This is a genomic window from Streptomyces sp. NPDC057694, assembly GCF_042799415.1.
Taxonomy (GTDB): Bacteria; Actinomycetota; Actinomycetes; order Streptomycetales; family Streptomycetaceae; genus Streptomyces.
This window is the reverse complement of sequence record NZ_JBHVIX010000031.1, coordinates 54,593-74,672: the sequence shown is the minus strand read 5'-3', so window position 1 is coordinate 74,672 and position 20,080 is coordinate 54,593. Positions and strand designations below refer to the sequence as shown.

Here is a 20,080-nt window from a genome sequence, read left to right as displayed (position 1 = left end):
CAGCCCGGCCGGGCCTTCATCCCCGTACGTGTGCAGGTCAGACGACCGCGCCGCGCCCCGGGTCGTCGTCCTCCTCGTCGCCCGGCTGCATCCGGGCGACCAGCGTCGCGAAACCGCCGAGGAAGCCGCCGATGCAGAGCGTCGCCAGCCACCACGTCATGTCCCAGCCGAGCAGCACCGCGAGGAGCAGCAGCAGCGGGCCGCCGACCACGGCCAGCCAGGCGAACTTCGCCGTGACGTCGGCCTCCGGGAGCTGCGGGTCCGGCGGCACGAAGTGGCCCTCGTCGTCGTCCCCGAGGTCGTCGTCCGCGGGCTCGGGCACCGTGTGGTCCCGCGGGCCCGGGGCCGAGGCGACACCCGGGGCGAAGGACACCGAGGAGCCGAGCGGGCCCGGGGTGTCGTGCCGCGGTCCGGCGTCGGGGGAGTCATTGCTCTCCGGGTCCAGGAGCGCAAGGTCCTCCACCGACTTGAACGGCTTCGCGCCCGGCGGGTCCGGCGGCTCCACGCCGTACCCGGCGACGATCTCGGCCCAGGCGGCGTCCTCGTCGGCCGGCAGCAGGGGGTCGGGCTGCTGCTGTCCGTCCGGCTGCTCCGTCTTCTCTGTCTGCTCCGTCTTCTCCGTCTGCTCCGGCTCCTGCGGCTCGGGCTTGTCGGGCTCCCGCCGCTCCTCCTGCTCAGCCACCGCTGGCCGTCCCTTCCGCGCTCTCGCCGGGGCTTGTCCCGCCCTCGCCGGGGATCTTGCCGACGCGGGGGGCGATCCGGTCGATGAACGCAAGGCTCTCGTCGAAGATCCGGTCCGCGTCATGGTCCAACGTCGCGACGTGGTAGCTCTGTTCCAGCAGGATCTCCGTGACGTCCGTCGACGAGACGCGGCTGAGCACGCGCGCGGAGTCGGCGGGCGGCACCACGTGGTCCTGCACGCTGTGCAGCACCAGCAGTGGCTGGGTCACCTGCGGCAGTTCACGGTCGACGAGCCGGAAGAACTGGCGCAGCTGGTGCGCCGAGTGCAGCGGCACCCGGTCGTAGCCGACCTCCTGCGAGCCCTCCTTGGCGATGTCGCTGGCGATCCCCTTGACCGTGGGGACCAGGTGCCGGGCGACGGGGAGGGCGTGCGCGGCCAGCCCGTGCACCTTGTTCCCCGGGTTCACCAGAACGAGGCCCGCCACGTCGTCCCCGTGCCGGGCCGCGAGCCGCAGCGCGAGCGCGCCGCCCATCGACAGGCCGAAGACGAAGACCTGCGAGCAGCGCTCCCCGAGATCGCGCAGCGCGCGGTCCACCTCCGCGTACCAGTCCTGCCAGGCGGTGACCGAAAGGTCCTCCCAGCGGGTGCCGTGTCCGGGCAGCAGGGGGAGCGAGACGGTCAGACCGTGCCCGGCCAGATACTCCGCCCAGGGGCGCAGGGACTGGGGTGTTCCGGTGAAGCCGTGACAGAGGAGGACGCCGATCTCGCCGCCTTCGTGGCGGTACGGCTCGGCTCCAGGAAGGACCGGCACCTTCGGTCTCCTGTTCGTGGGTATGCGGGAGGGCATGAGGACATCGCGCGTGAGGTCTTCACCGTACGCGACCGGACTGACACCGACCAGGGTCGTCGGGCCCCGTACCGGCCCTGCGGGTTAAGGTCTGATCCTCGGACCGATCCGCGTACGAGTCCGTGTACGGGGTCCGAGAACGAGGGAAGGCAGAGGGTTGATCTACGGCGCAATGAAGGTGGCCATCGGGGGGCCGCTCAAGCTCGGCTTCCGGCCGTGGGTGGAGGGCCTGGAGAACATTCCGGCCACCGGCCCCGCGATCCTGGCCAGCAACCACCTCTCCTTCTCCGACTCCTTCTTCCTGCCGACGATGCTCGACCGCAAGGTCACCTTCATCGCGAAGGCCGAGTACTTCACCACTCCCGGTGTGAAGGGCAAGCTGACGGCCGCCTTCTTCAAGGGCGTCGGACAGCTGCCGGTGGACCGTTCGGGTTCGCGCGGCGCGGGCGAGGCCGCCATCAAGAGCGGCATCGAGGTCCTGGAGCGCGGCGAGCTGTTCGGCATCTACCCGGAGGGGACGCGGTCGCCCGACGGCCGTCTCTACCGCGGCAAGCCGGGCGGCCTCGCGCGCGTGGCGCTCGCCACCGGCGCGCCCGTCATCCCGGTCGCCATGATCGACACGGAGAAGATCCAGCCTCCGGGCAAGGTGATGCCGAAGCTCATGCGCCCGGGCATCCGCATCGGCAAGCCGCTCGACTTCACCCGCTATCAGGGCATGGAGGGCGACCGGTTCGTGCTGCGGGCGGTGACCGACGAGGTCATGTACGAGATCATGAAGCTCTCCGGCCAGGAGTACGTCGACATGTACGCGACCGCCGCCAAGCGGCAGATCGCGGACGCGGCGAAGGCCGAGAAGGAAGCACAGAAGGAAGCGCAGAAAGAAGCGCAGAAGGCAGTGGAGAAGAGCGGGGAACGGAGCGGCGCCTAGCCGCGTCGTCTTCCCAGGGGGTGGGGGACATGGGGAGCGCGACCCGGCGGGAACGCGTGGTGCGGATGTCGGTGGAGCAGCCGTTGTGGCGTGCCCTGACGGCCTACCGCGTGCTGACGATGGTGTACGCGATCGGGCTCTTCGCCTCCGCGTACGAGGTGTACGAGCGTCCGTGGGTCGGCATCACCTATTTCGTCGTCCTCGCGGTGTGGACCCTGGCGACGCTGCCCCAGGTGTCGGGCGCCCGGCGCTGCACCAAGCGGTTCCTCACCATCGACCTGGCCGTCGCGGTCGCGGGCATCCTGCTCTCCCCGGTCGCCGGGCACGAGCGGGCCATCACCGGCGGCTCGACACTGCCGTCGATCTGGACGGCGGGCGCGGTCCTCGCCTGGGCGCTCAAGGGCGGCTGGCGGTGGGCGGCCTTCGCGTCGGTGCTGATCGGCGTGGTCAACGTCGTGCAGCGCGGCGACATCAGCCGCAGCATCATCCACAACGTCCTGCTGGTCTGCATCGCCGGCATAGCGATCGGTTACGTGGTCGAGGTGGCCCGCGCCTCCGAGCGGACCCTCGCCCGCGCCCTGGAGATCGAGGCCGCCACCCGGGAACGGGAGCGCCTGGCCCGCGACATCCACGACAGCGTGCTCCAGGTCCTCGCCATGGTGCAGCGGCGCGGCACCGCCCTGGGCGGCGAGGCCGCCGAGCTGGGCCGGATGGCGGGCGAGCAGGAGATCGCGCTGCGCACCCTGGTCGCCGCGGGCCTGCGCCAGCCGTCCCGCACCTCGGAGGACCTCTCCCAGGGGGCGGTCGTCCGCGCGGTCACCACCTATGCCGCGGCCGACGCACCGGGCGGCGCCGACGACCCGCAGGACCTGCGTCCCCTGCTGTCCCCACACGCCGACGCCCGGACGACGTTCTCCGCGCCCGGCACCGCCGTCCTGATGAAGCCCGCGGCCGCCCGTGAACTGGCCGCCGCCGTCGGCGCCGCCCTGGACAATGTGCGACAGCACGCGGGCGAGGGCGCGCGGGCCTGGATCCTGGTGGAGGACGAGCCGGACGCGGTGATCGTGACCGTACGGGACGACGGACCCGGCATCCCGGAGGGCCGCCTCGCCCAGGCCGAGGGCGAGGGACGGCTCGGCGTGGCCCAGTCCATCCGGGGCAGACTGCGCGACATCGGCGGCACCGCCGAGCTGATCTCCGTGCCCGGCCAGGGCACCGAGGTCGAACTGCACGTACCGAAGAAGAAGTGAAAGGGCCCGAAAGGGCCGCACGGGGGAAGGCGGGACAGGGCGATGAGCGAACAGCAGGCCGAGCAGGAGCCGACGGGGCAGGAGCCGACCGGACAGCCGGCGATCAGAGTCATGGTGGTCGACGACCATCCGATGTGGCGCGACGCCGTCGCCCGCGACCTGGCCGCCGCCGGCTTCGACGTCGTCGCCACCGCGGGCGACGGCGAGCAGGCGGTGCGCCGTGCCCGGGCCGTGGCCCCCGACGTCCTCGTCCTGGATCTGAACCTGCCGGTCAAGCCCGGCGTCCAGGTCTGCAAGGAACTCGTCGCCGCGTTCCCCGCGCTGCGCGTCCTGGTGCTGTCCGCGAGCGGCGAGCACGCGGACGTCCTGGAGGCGGTGAAGTCCGGCGCGACCGGCTATCTCCTCAAGTCCGCGTCGACGCAGGAGCTGACCGACGCGGTGCGCCGCACGGCCGTCGGCGACCCGGTGTTCACTCCGGGTCTCGCGGGTCTCGTGCTCGGCGAGTACCGCCGCCTCGCCTCGGAGCCCGCGCCCGCCGCGGACACCGGCGGGCCGAAGGCGCCCGAGCTGACCGACCGGGAGACCGAGGTGCTCCGCCTGGTCGCCAAGGGGCTGAGCTACAAGCAGATCGCCGAGCGCCTGGTCATCTCCCACCGCACGGTGCAGAACCATGTGCAGAACACCCTCGGCAAGCTCCAGCTGCACAACCGCGTCGAGCTCGTCCGGTACGCGATCGAGCGGGGTCTGGACGACGAGTGACCCCGCGCGGGACAGTTTCCTGAACTGCTCACCGTGACAAGGGAGTTACGCGATGAGGGTCGGAGTACTGACCGGCGGCGGCGACTGCCCCGGGCTCAACGCCGTGATCCGGGGCATCGTCCGCAAGGGCGTGCAGGAGTACGGCTATGACTTCGTCGGCTACCGGGACGGCTGGCGCGGTCCCCTGGAGAACGACACCGTCCGTCTCGACATCCCCGCGGTACGCGGCATCCTGCCCCGCGGCGGCACCATCCTCGGTTCCTCGCGCACCAACCCCTTCCAGGTGGAGGACGGGGTCCGCCGGGTCAAGGAGAACCTGGCCGAGGGAGAGGTCGACGCCCTCATCGTCATCGGCGGCGAGGACACCCTGGGTGTCGCGGCGCGCCTCACCGACGAGTACGGGGTCCGGGCCGTCGGCGTACCGAAGACCATCGACAACGACCTGTCCGCCACCGACTACACCTTCGGCTTCGACACGGCCGTCGGCATCGCGACCGAGGCGATCGACCGGCTGCACACCACGGCCGAATCGCACATGCGGGTCCTGGTCGTCGAGGTCATGGGCCGGCACGCCGGCTGGATCGCCCTCCACTCCGGCCTGGCCGGCGGGGCCAACGTCATCCTGATACCCGAGCAGCGCTTCGACATCGAGCAGGTCTGCGCCTGGGTCACCTCCCGTTTTCGAGCGTCGTACGCCCCGATCGTGGTCGTCGCGGAGGGCGCCATGCCGCGCGACGGCGAGATGGTCCTCAAGGACGAGTCCCTGGACTCCTTCGGGCACGTGCGGCTGTCCGGCGTCGGCGAGTGGCTGGCGAAACAGATCGAGAAGCGCACCGGCAACGAGGCGCGCACCACCGTCCTCGGTCATGTGCAGCGCGGGGGGACTCCGTCGGCCTTCGACCGGTGGCTGGCGACGCGGTTCGGGCTGCATGCCATCGATGCCGTGCGGGACGGGGAGTGGGGGGCCATGGTCGCGTTGCGGGGGACCGACATCGTGCGGGTGCCCATCGCCGAGGCCACGGCGCGGTTGAAGACCGTTGATCCGGCCCTCTATGAAGAGGTGGGGGTGTTCTTCGGCTGAGGTCTCGGGGCTCCGCCCCGGACCCCGCTCCTCAATCGCCGGAGGGGCTTGAGCGGGAATCGCCGGAGGGGGCTGGGCGGCCTAGACTCGGGCCATGGAGATTCTCGCATTTGGTGTGCAATCGGATGAAAAGCCCCTCATTGAGAAGGCCTTCGCGGGGCACCACGACGTGCGGTGCCTGGATGTCTTTCTCAATGAGGACACGGCGCCCATCGCGGCGGGCTACGAGATCATCTCCACCAGCGTCAACGCCACCCTGAACAACCGCGTCCTGCAGACCCTCGCGGCCGGCGGCACGCAGATGATCGCCCAGCGCTCCACCGGCTTCAACAACATCGACCTGGAGGTCGCCGAGCGCCTGGGACTGACCGTGTCCCGGGTCTCGTACTACTCGCCGTACTCGGTGGCGGAGTTCGCCTGGGCCCTCACGATGGCCGTCAACCGGCGCATCGTGAGGGCGAGCACCCGCACCCGCGACTTCGACTTCCGCCTCGACGGCCTGATGGGCCGCGACATGCGCGGGCGCACCGTCGGCGTCCTCGGCACCGGCAAGATCGGCGAGGCGTTCACCCGGATCGCGCACGGCTTCGGTATGAACCTGCTCGGCTGGGACGTCGCCGAGAACCCGAACTGCGTCGAGCTCGGCATGAAGTACGTCGACAAGGAGCAGCTCTTCGGCGAGGCCGACCTGATCAGCCTGCACGTCCCGCTGCTCCCGGCCACCGAGCACATCGTCGACGCCGCCGCGCTGCGCGCGATGAAGGACGACGCGATCCTCATCAACTCCAGCCGCGGCGGCCTCATCGACACCAAGGCGCTGGTCGCCGAACTCCGCGAGGGCCGCTTCACGGGCGTGGGCCTCGACGTCTACGAGGCCGAGGCGGGCCTGTTCTTCCTCGACAAGTCCCTCGACGTCGTCGAGGACGACACCCTGGCCCGCCTCGTCACCTTCCCGAACGTGCTGGTCACGTCCCACCAGGCGTACTACACCGTGGACGCGATCGGGCAGATCATCGAGGCCACGGTGAACAACGTCCTGGACTATCAGGCGGGCCGCCGCTCCGAGAACGTCCTGGTGCCGGCCGTCAGCTGAGTCAGCAGTTCCCGTACGATCCCGGCGCCGCGCAGCGACAGCACCGACTCCGGGTGGAACTGGATCGACGCGAACCCCGGGCCGCGCAGCGCGTGCACCTCACCGCCGGCGTCCCGGGCGACCTCCACCTCGTGGGCGGCCAGCTCGCGCGCCGCCTCGTCGTCGCAGGCCGCCACGAAGCTGTTGTAGAACCCGACGGTCTCGGTGCGGCCGAACAGTTCGATGCCGGTCTGCGCCCCCTGGTACGGCACCTCCTTGCGGACGATGTCCAGGCCCAGTTCGGCCGCGATCAGCTCGTGCCCGAGGCAGACGCCGAGGACACCGTGGCCGTGCGTGCGCAGCACCTCGGCGGTGAGGGAGCGCAGGAAGCGCATCTTCGGGTCGGTGAGGTCCGACGGATTGCCGGGGCCGGGACCGAGCACGACCGGCCCCTCGTGCGCGAGCACCCGCTCCCGCAGCCCCTCCTCGTCGTAGCGCCGCACACTCACGTCGAGCCCCGACGAGCGCAGCACGTGCGCCAGCATCGCGGTGAACGTGTCCTCGCCGTCCACGACCAGCGCATGCCCGCTCAGCTCTCCGGCCCGCTCCTGCATCCGCAGCCAGAACGGGGCCAGGGAGGCCCGGCGCCCGTCGAGCGCCGCCCGCACCCGAGGGTCGTCGGCCAGCGCCGGGCGCGCGCTCTCCTCGCGCGGCCGGGAGGGCCGCACCCCCAGGGCGGCCAGCACCCCGGCGGCCTTCGCGTGCGTCTCGGCGACCTCGCTCCTCGGGTCCGAACCGCGGACCAGCGTCGCGCCGACGGGGACCCGAAGCCGCCCGGCCGCGTCGATGTCCGCGGTCCTGATCAGGATCGGCGAGTCCAGGGTCTGCGCCCCGCCCGCGTCCCGCCCGATGAGCGCCAGCGCCCCCGCGTAGTACCCACGGCCCCCGACCTCGTGCCGCTCGATGACCCGGCAGGCGTTCTGCACCGGCGACCCCGTGACGGTCGCCGCGAACATCGTCTCCTTCAGTACCTCGCGCACATCGAGCGTCGACTTCCCGCGCAGCTCGTACTCGGTGTGCGCGAGGTGCGCCATCTCCTTCAGCCGCGGGCCGATCACGACCCCGCCCATGTCGCCGACGGTGCACATCATCTTCAGTTCCTCGTCGACGACCATCGACAGCTCCTCGATCTCCTTGCCGTCGGCGAGGAACTCCAGCAGATCGTCCGGGGTGGGTCCGGCGGCCGGATAGCGGTAGGTGCCGCTGATGGGGTTCATGACGACGGTGCCGCCGGACATCCGCACATGCACTTCGGGGCTGGCACCGACGAGGGTGCGCTCCCCGGTGTGCACGACGAACGTCCAATACGCGCCCCGCTCACCGTCGAGCAGTCGCCGGAACAGGGCGAGGGCGTCGGCCCGTGAGAACCCCGGGATCTCACCCTCGTACGTCCGGCGGATCACGAAGTTCGCGCCCTCGCCCCGCCCGATCTCCTCGCGCAGGACCCGGCCGACGATGTCGGCGTACCGGTCGTCGTCGACGTCGAAGCCGCCGTCCCGGACGGCCACGTCGTGGGCGGGCAGCTGCCGCAGCGCCTCGGCGAGCGGGATCTCGCAGGACTCCTCGGGGCGCAGGACGGCCAGCGGGGTCCCGTCGTCACGGACGTCGAAGCCGCGCTCGCGGATCTGCCGGAAGGGGACCAGGGCCAGACCTTCGGGGACGTCCGCGAGCTTCTCGTACGTGCCGACCGAACCGATCAGGACCTCGACCGTGTCGTGGTCGCGGCCGGGGGTGCGGCGGCGCAGCAGGGCGAAGGGGCGGTCGTCGGTGAGCAGCTGGTGGATCGGAGCAAACACGGGGGTGTTCCTTCCAGTGACTGTCAGAGGTGAGAGTCGATCGGGAGGAACGGCCGCCGGCGGTGTCGGAAAACACTGAAGGCCGCCCCTCGGGCGGCCTTCGCGGATTCGGATACGCGCAGTCAGTGGGCCGCCGGATGTGCGGTCCACCACCAGGTGCGGGTCTGAAGCTGCGCGAACATGTGCGGAACCATACCCGAGCGGAGGCTCATGCGTGGCGACGCCGTCTCAAAAGATGAGCGGCGGAATGGACACACGACATGACCCCGTAATGTTGGCGAGGTGACCGTGAACGCTAAGACCAGCGCCAGCGCTGGCAACACCTGGCGAGACCTGCCCGCGGCGCAGCAGCCCGAGTACCCCGATGCCGAGGCTCTGCGCGATGTGATCGCGGACCTCGAGTCGTATCCGCCGCTCGTCTTCGCAGGCGAGTGCGACCAGCTGCGTACCCGCCTGGCGGCCGTCGCCAAGGGAGAGGCGTTCCTCCTCCAGGGCGGCGACTGTGCCGAGGCCTTCGACGCTGTTTCCGCGGACCACATCCGCGCGAAGCTGAAGACCCTGCTCCAGATGAGCGCCGTCCTCACCTATGCCGCCTCCGTGCCGGTCGTGAAGATCGGCCGGATCGCCGGCCAGTACTCCAAGCCGCGCTCCAAGAACACCGAGACCCGCGACGGCGTGACCCTGCCGACCTACCGCGGCGATTCGGTCAACGGCTTCGAGTTCACCGAGGCCGCGCGCGTCCCGGACCCCGAGCGCCTGAAGCGGATGTACAACGCGTCCGCCTCGACGCTCAACCTGGTGCGCGCCTTCACCACCGGCGGCTACGCCGACCTGCGCCAGGTGCACGCCTGGAACCAGGACTTCGTGAAGGCGTCCGCCTCCGGCCAGCGTTACGAGCAGCTGGCCCGCGAGATCGACAGCGCGCTGAACTTCATGAAGGCCTGCGGCACCGACCCGGCCGAGTTCAAGGCCGTCGAGTTCTACGCCTCCCACGAGGCGCTGCTGCTCGACTACGAGTCGGCGCTGACCCGCGTCGACTCGCGCACCGGCAACCTGTACGACGTGTCGGGCCACATGGTCTGGATCGGCGAGCGCACCCGTCAGCTGGACGGCGCGCACATCGAGTTCGCCTCGAAGATCCGCAACCCGATCGGCATCAAGCTCGGCCCGACCACGACGGCCGAGGAGGCGCTTCAGTACATCGAGCGCCTCGACCCCGACCGCGAGCCCGGCCGGCTGACCTTCATCGTCCGCATGGGCGCCGACAAGGTCCGCGACAAGCTGCCCGAGCTGGTCGAGAAGGTCACCGCCTCCGGCGCGACCGTCGCCTGGATCACCGACCCGATGCACGGCAACACGTACGAGGCGGCCTCCGGTCACAAGACCCGGCGCTTCGACGACGTGCTCGACGAGGTCAAGGGCTTCTTCGAGGTCCACAAGGAGCTCGGCACGCACCCGGGCGGCATCCACGTCGAGCTCACCGGTGACGATGTCACCGAGTGCGTGGGCGGCGGCGACGAGATCTTCGTCGACGACCTGCACCAGCGCTACGAGACGGCCTGTGACCCGCGCCTGAACCGCAGCCAGTCGCTCGACCTCGCGTTCCTGGTGGCGGAGATGTACCGCGACCAGTGAGGTTCCCTCACCCTGCGTAAAAGCCGTGGGGCGCGGATCACAACGATCCGCGCCCCACGGCACTTTTGTGCTCCCGGGAGGCCGGGTAAGGTTAGGTTAGCCTCACCGATCAATCGGGACGGCACCGCTGATGAGTCTCGACCTCGTCCCGACCGGGAGGTGAACCCGCGTGTACATCTGCAACTGCTTCGGCGTCACCGATGCGCAGATCAAGAAGCACGCGGCGGACGGTGCCTGCACCCCCCGCCAGATAGCCTCGGCCTGCAAGGCCGGCACCGACTGCGGTTCGTGCGTCCGCAAGATCCAGGCGCTGCTCGGCCGCGGCGCGTGCCCCCGCCGGGAACTCGTCGAGCAGGGCGAGACCGTCGCCGCCCTGACGCCGCGGGTGGAGCTGCCGGACGCGGCCTGAGGGTCCCTGGCTCAGCTGTCGGGCTGCTCGATGAGCTGCGCGATGTAGAGCGGCTCGCCCAGCTTCTCCACCAGCTCCAGCTGCGTGTCGAGATAGTCGATGTGGTGCTCCTCGTCCTCGAGGATCGACTCGAAGATGTTTGCGGACGTGACGTCGCCCTTGGCCCGCATCACCTCGATGCCCCGCTTCAGACGGTCGATCGCCGCGACCTCGATCTGCCGGTCGGCCTGGAACATCTCGGTGACCGTCTGGCCCACCTGGACGTGGAAGAGCCGCTGGTAATTGGGCAGGCCGTCCAGGAAGAGGATCCGGTCGGTCAGCAGCTCCGCGTGCTTCATCTCGTCGAACGACTCGGATCGCGTGTACTTCGCGAGCTTCGTCCAGCCGAAATTCTCCTGCATCTTGGCGTGCAGGAAGTACTGGTTGATCGCGGTGAGCTCGGCGGTCAGCTGCTCGTTCAGAAATTCGATGACCTCGGGGTCGCCCTGCATCGCAGAGGCTCCTTCCAAGCGGGTGGACTGGGCAGGTTTCGCGCATCCTCGCACCGGCGCAGAAACGCGTCCAGTAAGTGCACGCTTAGTAGGAGTTGCCCGAATCGATGATCGACTGTCGACCGTCGCCGTCCGCGTGGTCATGCCCACTGCCCGGGGTCTGTCAGGATGGAGGCATGGGTCATCCGGTGGGTCGCGAGTCTGGGGGAGCGGTGCAGCAGGAGCTTCCGCCGGGACAGCGTCTGCAGCGCGGCTGGCCCGTCACGCACTACGGCCCGGTGCCCAAGTTCCGCCCCGAGCGCTGGGAGTTCAGGGTCTTCGGGGCCACCGCCGACGGTGACAAGCACACCTGGAACCACGAGGAGTTCTCGGCGCTGCCGTACGGGACCGTGGTCGGCGATCTGCACTGCGTCACCAAGTTCAGCATGCTCGCCGCCGAGTGGGGCGGGGTACGGGCCTCGACCGTCCTCGAACTGGCTCCGCCGGCCGCCGACGTCACCCATGTGATGGTCTGGGCCGAGTACGGCTTCAGCTCCAACCTCCGGCTCTCGGACTTCGTCTCCGAGCGCACGATCTTCGCCACCCACAAGGGCGGTGAACAGCTCACCGCCGAGCACGGCTTCCCGCTGCGCCTCGTGGTGCCGCACCTGTACGCGTGGAAGGGCCCCAAGTGGGTCCGCGGTGTGGAGTACATGACCGCGGACCGGCGGGGCTTCTGGGAGGAGCGCGGGTACCACAACGTGGGGGACCCGTGGCGTGAGCAGCGCTATTCGTACCAGGAGGGGCCGGGGGAAGGGCCCGAGCTCTAAGCTCCCGCCCTTCCCGGGGTCCGTCCTCAGTGGTGGTACCGGTGCACCACCGCATGGCCCTTGCCGCGGCCGATCATCCAGCGGTTGACCGGCGTCGTCACCACGAAGGCGAGCGCGAGGGACACGGCGAGGGCGCCCCAGAACAGCGCGTCGTCGAGGTGCGCGTCCATGGCGCTCGGCCACAGGGCGATGACCCCGTTGTCGATCAGCTCCATGACGGCGATCGACAGGGTGTCGGCGGCGAGCGCGACCCGGAACGCGGTCCGGAAGCCGACGCCCGCCCGCAGCACCCCGCGCAGCGTGAGCGAGTAGCCGAAGGCGAAGGCCAGCGCGATCGCCAGCACCATCGTCGGCACATTGCCCCAGCCGAGCGCGGTGCCGATCACCATGCCGAGGACCTCGCCGATGGCGCAGCCGGTGAGGCAGTGCAGGGTCGCCTGCGCGGCCGTCGACCAGCTGACTCTCCCTGCCCCGCGCCCGTGCCCGTGGTCGTGGGTGTGGTGGTGCTCCGTGTGCCCGGCGTGCTGCATGGGTCCCCCAATGTCCGTACGCGGTTCCTGTCACCGACAAGAACCGTATACCCCCCTGGGGTATTCCGTCATGGGGATTGTTTCGGGGGAGGTGATCGTTACGGGCGCAGCTCCTTGAGGCGGGCCACGTCCGCGGCGTGGCCTTCCTTGCCGCCCGGGGTCTCGATGACCAGGGGCACGTTCTCGGTCGCCGGATGCGCCATGAGCTCGCGGAACGGGTCGGCGCCGATGTGGCCGGAGCCGATGTTCTCGTGCCGGTCCTTGTGGGCGCCCGCGACGTCCTTGGAGTCGTTGGCGTGGATCAGCTTGAGGCGGCCCTCGCCGACCGTCTCCACGAGCAGGTCGAGGGTCTGCTTCATCCCCGCGGGGCCGGTCAGGTCGTGGCCCGCCGCGAAGATGTGGCAGGTGTCGAGGCAGACACCCAGCTTGGGATGGCGGTCGAGCACGTCGAAGTACGGCCCGAAGTCCCAGGTGCGCGAGCACAGCGACGAACCCTGCCCCGCGGTCGACTCCAGGAGCAGAAACGGATCGTCGTCGTGCGTCAGCTCGTCGAGCAGCGGCAGCAGGTACTCCCGCACCTGCGCCAGCGCGACCTCGCGCGGACGCCCGCCGGTGGCGGAACCGGTGTGCACGACCACGCCCAGCGCGCCGATCTCGCGGCCGCGCCGCAGGGAGTGGCGCAGCGACTCGACCGACTTCTCGACGGTGGCCTCGGTGTGCGACCCGAAGTTGATCAGGTAGGGCGCGTGGACGTACGCGGGAATGTTCTCGGCGGCGCACGCGGCGCGGAAGTCCTCGTCCTGCCGGGGGTTGCCGGGGGGAGTGGCCCAGCCGCGCGGGTTGGCGACGAAGACCTGGACGGTTTCGGCCTTGAGGTCACGCGCGTAGGACAGTCCTACGGAGGCGAGGCCGCCGGCCACGGGGACGTGCCCGCCGATCGGGTTGCGGATGCTGCTGTTCACCCGGCCCAGGGTGTCATGGGGGCCGGGGGTGATCCGGCGGCGGGCCCCGGGGCGGGGCCCGCCGGACTACCTGATCGTGATCTTGATGGTCGAGCCCTTGGGCGCCTCGTCGCCGGCCTCCGGGGACTGCTTGTCCACGTGGTCGCCGAACAGCCCGAGCAGCCCCCGGTCCTCGTCGACCTGGAACCCGGCGTCCTCCAGCGTGGACGTCGCCTTGTCGACGTCCATGCCCGTGACGTCCGGGACCTCGACCATGACGGGGCCCTTGGAGATCGTCAGGGTCACGGTGTCGCCCTCGGCGAGCTGCCTGCCCTCGCCGGGCGACTGCTTCGCCACGTCGCCCTTGTCCTCGTCCGAGGTGACCCGGTCCGGGGCGATCTTCGCCTTCAGGCCCGCGTCCGCCAGATCGGCGACCGCGTCCTCCTGCGACTCACCGGTGACGTCCGGGACGTCGACGGGCGAGCCCTTGGAGACGACGAGGGCCACCGCCGTGCCGGCCTTGCGTGTCGAGCCCGCCTTCGGGTCCGAGCTGATCACGGAGCCCTTGGCGATGTCCTCGCTGAACGCCTTGGTGACCATGCCCGGTTCGAGCCCCGCCTCCTTGAGCCCGCTCCTGACCTTGGCGAGCGGGGTGCCCTTGAGATCGGGGACCTTCACGGTCTCGGGGCCCTTGGACACGGTCAGATTCACCGTGCCGTTGTCCCTGATGCGGCTGCCCGGCGCCGGGTCGCTGCCCATGACCGTGCCGCGGTCGTAGGCGTCGCTGTACTTCCCGGTGACCTTGCCGACTCTCAGGCCCGCCGCCTCGACGCGGCGCTCGGCCTCGGCCCGGCTCTGGCTCAGGATCGTGGGGACCTTGGTGAACTGGCCCGAGTTGATGTACCAGACGCCCGTGCCGACGCCGAGGGCGAGCAGCACCGCCGCGATGATCACGAACAGCCTGCGGCGCGGGGCGCCGCCTCTGCCGCGCGGCGGGGCCGGCGGCATGGGCGGCGGGGTCTGCAGCACGCTCGTGCGGTGGTACGGATCCTCGTCCTGCACGGGCAGCGGCAGCTGCACCGGGCTCGTGCCGCCCACCGCGCGCGGGATCACGCTCGTCCGGTCGTCGGCCCCCACGTGCTCCGCGTCATGGGCCTGCGGCGGCACCGCGTCCAGCTGGGCGTCGGCCAGTGTCGAACGGGCCGCGCGGACCTGGGCGAGGAACGCCACCGCGTCGTACGGGCGGACACCGGGCGTGCGCGCCGTCGCCGAGGCGACCAGCTCGTCCAGCTCGTAGGGCAGGCCGGGGACGGCGGCCGACGGCGGGGGCACGTCCTCGTTGAGATGCTTGTACAGGATCTGCGCGGGGGAGTCCCCCAGGTGCGGCTTGCCGCCGGTGAGCATCTCGTACAGGACGACGCCGCACGCGTAGACGTCCACCGAGGGTGTCGCCGTGCCGTGCTCGATCTGCTCGGGCGCCAGATAGGACACCGTGCCGAGGACCGATCCCGTGGTGTTGGTGACCGTGTCCACCGCGCGCACGAGACCGAAGTCGGCGACCTTCACCCGGCCGTCGTCCCCTATCAGCACGTTCTCCGGCTTCATGTCGCGGTGCACGAAACCCGCGCGGTGCGCCGCTCCGAGCGCGGCGAGCACCGGCTCCAGGATGTCGAGAGCCGCGCGCGGCCGCAGCGCCCCGCGGTCGCGCAGGACGTCGCGGAGCGTGCAGCCCGCGATGTACTCCATCGCCAGATAGACGTACGGACCGTCGGTGCCCTGGTCGAAGACCCCCACCACATTGGGGTGCGAGAGACGGGCCACCGACTTGGCCTCGCGGATGAACCGGTCGACGAACGAGGCGTCGGCCGCCAGCGACGGATGCATCACCTTGAGCGCGAGCACGCGGTCGAGGCGGGTGTCCACGGCCCGGTAGACCGTGGCCATCCCGCCGACCGCGATGCGTGCGTCGATGCGGTACCTGGCGTCGAGCACATGCCCGAGCAACGGGTCTTGGAGGGTCGTGTCCACGCAGGGAGTCTACGAGGAGTCACCGACAGGCCGGTCCCGTGCGGCAGGACCGGACCCGTACTGCAGCAGAGCTGTGACCGGCGTAAGCAGAGCTGTGACCGGCGCAGGGCGTCAGAAGGCGGGGCGCTCGGGATCGAGGTGCGCGCGCCCCTCCCGGGGCGAGGACGCCTCGGCGAAATGGCGCCTCGGGATGCGCCCCGCACGGTGTGCGAGCCGCCCGGCCTCCACCGCGTGCCGCATGCCGTCGGCCATCAGGACCGGCTCCTGGGCGCGGGTCACCGCGGAGGCGAGCATCACACCGGCGCAGCCCAGCTCCATGGCGAACGCCACATCGGAGGCCGTGCCCGCGCCCGCGTCCAGGATCACCGGCACGCGCGCGTGCTCGACGATCAGCTGGAAGTTGTGCGGATTGCGGATGCCGAGCCCGGAGCCGATGGGGGAGCCGAGCGGCATGACCGCCGCACAGCCCACGTCCTCCAGCTTGCGGGCCAGGACCGGGTCGTCGTTCGTGTAGGGCAGGACGGTGAAACCGTCGTCGACCAGCGTCTCCGCGGCGTCGAGCAGCTCGATCGGGTCCGGCAGGAGGGTGCGCTCGTCCGCGATGACCTCCAGCTTGACCAGGTCCGTGCCCAGCGCCTCGCGCGCGAGGCGGGCCGTGAGCACCGCCTCGCCCGCGGTGAAGCAGCCCGCGGTGTTCGGCAGCACCCGGATGCCGAGCTTCTCCAGGACCGACAGGACCGAGCCGTGCACACCGGCGTCGACGCGCCGCATCGCCACCGTGGTCAGCTCGGTGCCGGAGGCGACCAGAGAGCGTTCGAGGACGTCGAGGCTCGGCGCCCCGCCCGTGCCCATGATCAGGCGCGAGGAGTAGGTGGTGCCGCCGAGGACGAAAGCGTCGTCAGCCATCAGTGAGTCAGCCTCCTTGGACGGCGGTGAGGACTTCGACGCGGTCTCCTTCGGAGAGCGCCGTGAGGGGCCATCGGGTGCGCGGCACGACGGTCTCGTTGAGCGCGGCGGCGACACCCGAGTGCGCGGTGGTGAGCGTGGCCACCAGGGCGCCGAGGGTGACCCCGGCGGCCACGGCGCGCGGCTCGCCGTTGACGGTGACGTTCATGCGGGCTGCTCCAGAGTGGCGGCGCTGAACCGCTTCGGGGTGAACGGACGTGCTTCTTCCGGGAGTTCACCGGTGACCAGGACGTGTGCCAGGGCGTCGCCGGTGACCGGTGTGAGCAGCACGCCGTTGCGGTGGTGGCCGGTGGCGAGGTGCAGGCCCGGCAGCGCGGTCGGGCCGAGCAGCGGGGCGTTGTCGGGGGAGGTCGGGCGCAGGCCCGCGCGGGTCTCCGTCAGCGGCAGTTCCGTGATGCCGGGGACGAGTTCGTGGGCGTCGCGCAGCAGCTCGTAGACGCCGCCCGCGGTGACCGTGGTGTCCCAGCCCAGCTCCTCGCTGGTCGCGCCGACGACCAGCTCGCCGTTCACGCGCGGCACCAGGTAGACGTGGCTGCCGCGGACCACGGCGCGCACCGTGCGGCTCAGGAACGGCGCGTACCGCCGGGGCACCGTGAGCCGCAGCACCTGGCCCTTGACCGGACGCACCGGCGGCAGCACCTCGTCGGGGACTCCCGCGAGCTGCCCGCTGCGGCTCCCGCCCGCCAGGACCACCTGACCGGCGGCGAGGTCCGTGCCGTCGGCCAGCGTGACGCCGCACGCCCGGTCCCGCACGACGCGGAGCCGGTCCGCCCACGCCCGGTGGAAGACCACGCCGGCCCGCTCACAGGCCGTCACCAGGGCGCTCGCGAGCCTTCTCGGGTCGATCTGGTGGTCGCCGTCGACCCGCAGGCCCCCGCGCACGCCCGGAGCGAGCATCGGCTCCAGGCGCCGGCAGTCGCGGCCCGACAGCCACTCCGAGTCGAGTCCCGACCTCTCTTGCAGCGCGTGCAGTTCCCGCAGGTGGGCCCGGTCGTCGGAGTCGAGCGCGACGGCGAGTGTGCCGCACGCGCGGTAGCCGAGGTCCTGGCCGGTGGCCTCGGACAGCTCGGCGGCGAACTCCGGGTAGCGGCGGGCCGAGGCGACGTTCAGGCCGAGCAGCGTCAGCTCGCCGTAGTGCAGTTCGGTGACGGCGGCCAGCATCCCGGCCGCGACCTGGGCGGCGCCGCCGCCCGGTTCGGGGTCCACGACCGCGACGGACAGACCGCGCTGCGCGGCCCGCCACGCGGTGACCAGACCGATGATGCCGCCCCCCACGACGAGGACGTCGGTGGCGGGGACCTTCTTTGAAGCGTTGGATTTCGATGCTTCGGGTGGCGTACGCGACATGGGCGTCCAGCCCCTCCCTTCGCCGGCATGACCCGGATCAGGTTCGTACGGTCGGAGGCCGTCCCAGCCTCCCTCTCAGCCCGCTGCGTACGGGCTCCCGCGAGTGCTTTACGGTGGCCACCCTAGCTCTTCCGTCCCCGCCCCAGTAAGGGAGCCCACGCCCGTGGCCCGCTCGCTCGACGGCCTCTTCCTCGCCCCTGTCGCCGACCAGGCGCCGGGCCAGGTGGGGACCCGGACCCGCTTCGCCTACCACGAGGAGGACGGCCGGATCTGGGCCGGCTACGAGGGCGGCGACATCGTCCGGGGCCACCTCGTCGGTACCCGCTCCGGCGACCGGCTCGACTTCCGCTACGTCCAGCTGAAGACCGACGGGTCCACCTCCTCGGGGCACTGCGTCTCCGCCGTGTCCGAGCTGCCCGACGGGCGGATACGGCTCGACGAGAGCTGGCAGTGGGAGTCGCAGGAGGGCCGCGGCACCAGCGTCGTCGAGGAGATCGCCCCCGCCTGACGGTTTCAAACCCGGTGACACGTGTGCAGGACGTCACGGAGTCCGAGTGGCCCGCTCCGCTGACTGACGCAAGATCAGGTGCCTAAGGTGATCCTGTGAGCGAGCAGAGCGGGAACACGGCTTCGGCGCAACGGCGCGTCGTCATCGTCGGCGCGGGCATGGCCGGAGTGCAGACGGCGGTGGCCCTGCGCGAACAGGGCTTCGCCGGCACGGTCACGCTGATCGGCGCCGAGCCCCACCAGCCCTACGACCGGCCGCCGCTGTCCAAGGCGGTGCTGCTGGGCAAGGCCGAGGGCTCCGCCTTCGACGTCGACTTCGAGGCGCTCGGCGTCACGCTGGAGCTGGGGCTCGAAGTCACCGGCCTGCGGCCCGGCGACCACGAGCTGGACACGGCCCGGGGCCCGGTCCCGTACGACGTACTGGTCGTCGCCACCGGCGCCGAACCGGTACGGCTGCCGGGCACGGAGGACCTTCCCGGAGTGCACCTGCTGCGCACCCTCGACGACGCCGAGCGGCTGCGGCCCGTCCTCGCCGAGCAGCACGACGTGGTGGTCGTCGGCGCGGGCTGGATCGGCGCCGAGTTCGCCACCGCCGCGCGCGAGGCGGGCTGCCGGGTCACCGTCGTGGAGGCGGCCGAGCGGCCTCTCGCGGGGACGCTGCCCGCCGAGGTCGCGGCCCCCATGGCGGCCTGGTACGCGGACTCCGGCACCGAACTGCGCACCCGCGCGCGGGTGGAGCGCGTCGAACCCGGGGCCGTGGTCCTGGACGACGGCACGCGCCTGCCCGCCGGAGCCGTCGTCGTCGGCATCGGGGCCCGCCCCGCCACCCGCTGGCTGGCCGGCTCCGGCATCGACCTGGGCGATCACCACGAGGTCGTCGCCGACGACCGTCTGCGCACGTCCGTGCCCGACGTCTACGCGGTGGGGGACTGCTCGTCGTTCCCCTCGGGGCGCTACGGGCAGCGGCTGATGGTCCACCACTGGGACAACGCACTGCAGGGCCCGCGCACCGTGGCAGCGAACATCATCGGCGAGACGCCCGCCGTCTACGACCCGGTGCCCTACTTCTGGTCCGAGCAGTTCGGCCGCTTCGTGCAGTACGCGGGCCACCACGAGAGCGCCGACTCGGCCGTGTGGCGCGGCGACCCGGCGGGCGCCGCCTGGTCGGTGTGCTGGCTGCGCGAGGGCGCCCTGGTCGCCGTCCTCGCCGTCGGCAAGCCCCGCGACCTGGCCCAGGGCCGCAAACTGATCGAGGCCGGAACCGTCCTGGACCCCGACCTGCTGGCCGACCCCGCCCGGCCGCTGAAGTCCGCCGTGGCGTGATCCGGGTCCACGACGCCGAGCCGTATCCGGCGCGTCAGGGAATCGCCTGGTCAGGCCGCCCCGACTTCCGACTGTCGGTCCGGGATGGCAGGCTTGTCCTGTGACCGAGATTGACGCAAAGATCGATGCTCTCGTCCCTGCATGGCTCACCCTCCCCGACATCGCGGAGCAACTCGACATCGAGGTGACGCGCGTGCGACAGCTGGTGAAGGAAGGCCAGCTGATCGCCGTACGTCGTGGTGAGAACAGGGCACTGCACGTGCCTGCCGCCTTCATCGACGGCGACAAGATCGTCAAGGGGCTCGTCGGCCTCCTGACGGTTCTGCGGGACGACGGCTTCAGCGACGAAGAGATCCTGGAGTGGCTCTTCACCTCCGACCCGACCCTGCCGGGCACGCCCGCGCAGGCCCTGAGCGAGAATCGCGGCACGGAGGTGAAGCGCCGCGCCCAGGCGCTCGCCGTCTGACCTGACAACCGTCCGGCAGGGGTGGGACGCGAACCACCTGCCCCCCCCCCCCGGGACAAACCCAAGGGGGAGTTTTCCTGGGCGGACCAAAAAGCGGGAAGGGTTCCCACAAACACGTGTGTCTCTTTACCCACCAGCGCAAAAAATCGGGAG

22 protein-coding genes and 1 riboswitch are annotated in these 20,080 nt (G+C 71.0%); of the genes, 11 read left to right on the top strand and 11 right to left on the bottom strand.

Annotation, left to right across the window (positions count from 1 at the left end; translation table 11 throughout):
* Window positions 1–37: 37 nt before the first annotated feature.
* Both ACFVDP_RS39090 and ACFVDP_RS39085 read right to left on the bottom strand, forming a co-directional pair.
* Window positions 38–682 carry a hypothetical protein gene (locus ACFVDP_RS39090; RefSeq protein ID WP_383500940.1) on the bottom strand — a complete coding sequence of 215 codons (645 nt, stop codon included), beginning with the start codon at window positions 680–682 and terminating at the stop codon, window positions 38–40.
* Entirely contained in the window at window positions 675–1,493 is an 819-nt protein-coding gene (locus ACFVDP_RS39085) for an alpha/beta hydrolase (RefSeq protein WP_383500938.1), read from the bottom strand. Before ACFVDP_RS39085 ends, ACFVDP_RS39090 begins: the two co-directional genes overlap by 8 nt.
* Window positions 1,494–1,686: 193 nt before the next feature.
* Here ACFVDP_RS39085 and ACFVDP_RS39080 point away from each other — a divergent pair, with 193 nt between their 5' ends.
* The 5 genes from ACFVDP_RS39080 to ACFVDP_RS39060 all read left to right on the top strand — a co-directional run bounded on the left by ACFVDP_RS39080 (window position 1,687) and on the right by ACFVDP_RS39060 (window position 6,640).
* Entirely contained in the window at window positions 1,687–2,457 is a 771-nt protein-coding gene (locus ACFVDP_RS39080; RefSeq protein ID WP_383500935.1) for a lysophospholipid acyltransferase family protein, read from the top strand.
* 29 nt (window positions 2,458–2,486) lie between these two features.
* Complete coding sequence (gene macS / locus ACFVDP_RS39075; protein ID WP_383500932.1) at window positions 2,487–3,707, top strand: MacS family sensor histidine kinase; 1,221 nt, start codon at window positions 2,487–2,489, stop codon at window positions 3,705–3,707.
* Window positions 3,708–3,749: 42 nt separating this feature from the next.
* Window positions 3,750–4,466: a response regulator gene (locus tag ACFVDP_RS39070; RefSeq protein WP_383500929.1), complete on the top strand. Its 717-nt coding sequence runs from the start codon at window positions 3,750–3,752 to the stop codon at window positions 4,464–4,466.
* 52 nt (window positions 4,467–4,518) lie between these two features.
* On the top strand, window positions 4,519–5,547 hold the full coding sequence (locus ACFVDP_RS39065; protein WP_383500927.1) for a 6-phosphofructokinase: 1,029 nt from the start codon (window positions 4,519–4,521) through the stop codon (window positions 5,545–5,547).
* A gap of 94 nt (window positions 5,548–5,641) precedes the next feature.
* Complete coding sequence (locus tag ACFVDP_RS39060; protein ID WP_383500924.1) at window positions 5,642–6,640, top strand: 2-hydroxyacid dehydrogenase; 999 nt, start codon at window positions 5,642–5,644, stop codon at window positions 6,638–6,640.
* Here ACFVDP_RS39060 and ACFVDP_RS39055 read toward each other — a convergent pair.
* Together ACFVDP_RS39055 and ACFVDP_RS39050 are read right to left on the bottom strand one after the other, a co-directional pair.
* A complete protein-coding gene (locus ACFVDP_RS39055) occupies window positions 6,592–8,475 on the bottom strand; it encodes an anthranilate synthase family protein (RefSeq protein ID WP_383500921.1) in 1,884 nt (627 codons plus the stop codon). The genes ACFVDP_RS39060 and ACFVDP_RS39055 overlap by 49 nt on opposite strands.
* Before the next feature lie 122 nt (window positions 8,476–8,597).
* Window positions 8,598–8,657 (bottom strand): trp operon leader peptide, encoded by a 60-nt coding sequence (locus ACFVDP_RS39050; RefSeq protein ID WP_383501034.1) that lies wholly within the window; start codon window positions 8,655–8,657, stop codon window positions 8,598–8,600.
* 100 nt (window positions 8,658–8,757) lie between these two features.
* Between ACFVDP_RS39050 and ACFVDP_RS39045 the strand changes: the two genes are divergently transcribed.
* Together ACFVDP_RS39045 and ACFVDP_RS39040 are read left to right on the top strand one after the other, a co-directional pair.
* Window positions 8,758–10,110, top strand: a complete 1,353-nt coding sequence (locus ACFVDP_RS39045) for a class II 3-deoxy-7-phosphoheptulonate synthase (RefSeq protein WP_383500918.1) — start codon at window positions 8,758–8,760, stop codon at window positions 10,108–10,110.
* Between the two features lie 169 nt (window positions 10,111–10,279).
* On the top strand, window positions 10,280–10,519 hold the full coding sequence (locus ACFVDP_RS39040) for a bacterioferritin-associated ferredoxin (RefSeq protein WP_383500915.1): 240 nt from the start codon (window positions 10,280–10,282) through the stop codon (window positions 10,517–10,519).
* Between the two features lie 11 nt (window positions 10,520–10,530).
* On the opposite strand, the gene bfr is transcribed toward ACFVDP_RS39040, so the two are convergent.
* The gene (gene bfr / locus ACFVDP_RS39035) at window positions 10,531–11,010 is read right to left on the bottom strand and encodes a bacterioferritin (protein WP_383500913.1); all 480 of its coding nucleotides are present in this window, start codon (window positions 11,008–11,010) and stop codon (window positions 10,531–10,533) included.
* A gap of 176 nt (window positions 11,011–11,186) precedes the next feature.
* Here bfr and ACFVDP_RS39030 point away from each other — a divergent pair, with 176 nt between their 5' ends.
* Entirely contained in the window at window positions 11,187–11,819 is a 633-nt protein-coding gene (locus ACFVDP_RS39030) for a sulfite oxidase-like oxidoreductase (RefSeq protein WP_383500911.1), read from the top strand.
* Window positions 11,820–11,845: 26 nt separating this feature from the next.
* Here ACFVDP_RS39030 and ACFVDP_RS39025 read toward each other — a convergent pair whose 3' ends face one another.
* From ACFVDP_RS39025 to thiO, 6 genes are all read right to left on the bottom strand, one after another.
* Window positions 11,846–12,349: a DUF4396 domain-containing protein gene (locus tag ACFVDP_RS39025; protein WP_383500909.1), complete on the bottom strand. Its 504-nt coding sequence runs from the start codon at window positions 12,347–12,349 to the stop codon at window positions 11,846–11,848.
* Between the two features lie 98 nt (window positions 12,350–12,447).
* The gene (locus ACFVDP_RS39020; protein ID WP_383500907.1) at window positions 12,448–13,311 is read right to left on the bottom strand and encodes a deoxyribonuclease IV; all 864 of its coding nucleotides are present in this window, start codon (window positions 13,309–13,311) and stop codon (window positions 12,448–12,450) included.
* Between the two features lie 66 nt (window positions 13,312–13,377).
* Entirely contained in the window at window positions 13,378–15,318 is a 1,941-nt protein-coding gene (gene pknB, locus ACFVDP_RS39015; protein WP_383500904.1) for a Stk1 family PASTA domain-containing Ser/Thr kinase, read from the bottom strand.
* Between the two features lie 111 nt (window positions 15,319–15,429).
* Window positions 15,430–16,224 carry a thiazole synthase gene (locus ACFVDP_RS39010; protein WP_383500902.1) on the bottom strand — a complete coding sequence of 265 codons (795 nt, stop codon included), beginning with the start codon at window positions 16,222–16,224 and terminating at the stop codon, window positions 15,430–15,432.
* A gap of 7 nt (window positions 16,225–16,231) precedes the next feature.
* The gene (gene thiS, locus ACFVDP_RS39005) at window positions 16,232–16,432 is read right to left on the bottom strand and encodes a sulfur carrier protein ThiS (protein WP_111661808.1); all 201 of its coding nucleotides are present in this window, start codon (window positions 16,430–16,432) and stop codon (window positions 16,232–16,234) included.
* Window positions 16,429–17,631 (bottom strand): glycine oxidase ThiO, encoded by a 1,203-nt coding sequence (gene thiO / locus ACFVDP_RS39000; RefSeq protein WP_383500899.1) that lies wholly within the window; start codon window positions 17,629–17,631, stop codon window positions 16,429–16,431. Before thiO ends, thiS begins: the two co-directional genes overlap by 4 nt.
* A riboswitch (TPP riboswitch) is annotated at window positions 17,629–17,742 on the bottom strand. It overlaps the preceding gene by 3 nt.
* Before the next feature lie 52 nt (window positions 17,743–17,794).
* Between thiO and ACFVDP_RS38995 the strand changes: the two genes are divergently transcribed.
* The 3 genes from ACFVDP_RS38995 (at window position 17,795) to ACFVDP_RS38985 (ending at window position 19,927) form a co-directional block, all read left to right on the top strand.
* Entirely contained in the window at window positions 17,795–18,139 is a 345-nt protein-coding gene (locus ACFVDP_RS38995) for a hypothetical protein (protein WP_383500896.1), read from the top strand.
* Between the two features lie 158 nt (window positions 18,140–18,297).
* Window positions 18,298–19,461, top strand: a complete 1,164-nt coding sequence (locus ACFVDP_RS38990; protein WP_383501031.1) for an NAD(P)/FAD-dependent oxidoreductase — start codon at window positions 18,298–18,300, stop codon at window positions 19,459–19,461.
* A 100-nt stretch (window positions 19,462–19,561) separates the two neighbouring features.
* A complete protein-coding gene (locus ACFVDP_RS38985) occupies window positions 19,562–19,927 on the top strand; it encodes an Rv2175c family DNA-binding protein (RefSeq protein ID WP_383500893.1) in 366 nt (121 codons plus the stop codon).
* Window positions 19,928–20,080: the final 153 nt, after the last annotated feature.

Bases quoted from the DNA above. Each gene is read 5' to 3' on its own strand.
- ACFVDP_RS39030 (WP_383500911.1), top strand. From the start codon at position 11,187: ATGGGTCATCCGGTGGGTCGCGAGTCTGGGGGAGCGGTGCAGCAGGAG.
- ACFVDP_RS38990 (WP_383501031.1), top strand. From the start codon at position 18,298: ATGGCCGGAGTGCAGACGGCGGTGGCCCTGCGCGAACAGGGCTTCGCC.
- ACFVDP_RS39070 (WP_383500929.1), top strand. From the start codon at position 3,750: ATGAGCGAACAGCAGGCCGAGCAGGAGCCGACGGGGCAGGAGCCGACC.
- macS (WP_383500932.1), top strand. From the start codon at position 2,487: ATGGGGAGCGCGACCCGGCGGGAACGCGTGGTGCGGATGTCGGTGGAG.
- thiO (WP_383500899.1), bottom strand. From the start codon at position 17,631: ATGTCGCGTACGCCACCCGAAGCATCGAAATCCAACGCTTCAAAGAAG.
- ACFVDP_RS39060 (WP_383500924.1), top strand. From the start codon at position 5,642: ATGGAGATTCTCGCATTTGGTGTGCAATCGGATGAAAAGCCCCTCATT.
- bfr (WP_383500913.1), bottom strand. From the start codon at position 11,010: ATGCAGGGCGACCCCGAGGTCATCGAATTTCTGAACGAGCAGCTGACC.
- ACFVDP_RS39010 (WP_383500902.1), bottom strand. From the start codon at position 16,224: ATGGCTGACGACGCTTTCGTCCTCGGCGGCACCACCTACTCCTCGCGC.
- thiS (WP_111661808.1), bottom strand. From the start codon at position 16,432: ATGAACGTCACCGTCAACGGCGAGCCGCGCGCCGTGGCCGCCGGGGTC.
- ACFVDP_RS39065 (WP_383500927.1), top strand. From the start codon at position 4,519: ATGAGGGTCGGAGTACTGACCGGCGGCGGCGACTGCCCCGGGCTCAAC.
- ACFVDP_RS39025 (WP_383500909.1), bottom strand. From the start codon at position 12,349: ATGCAGCACGCCGGGCACACGGAGCACCACCACACCCACGACCACGGG.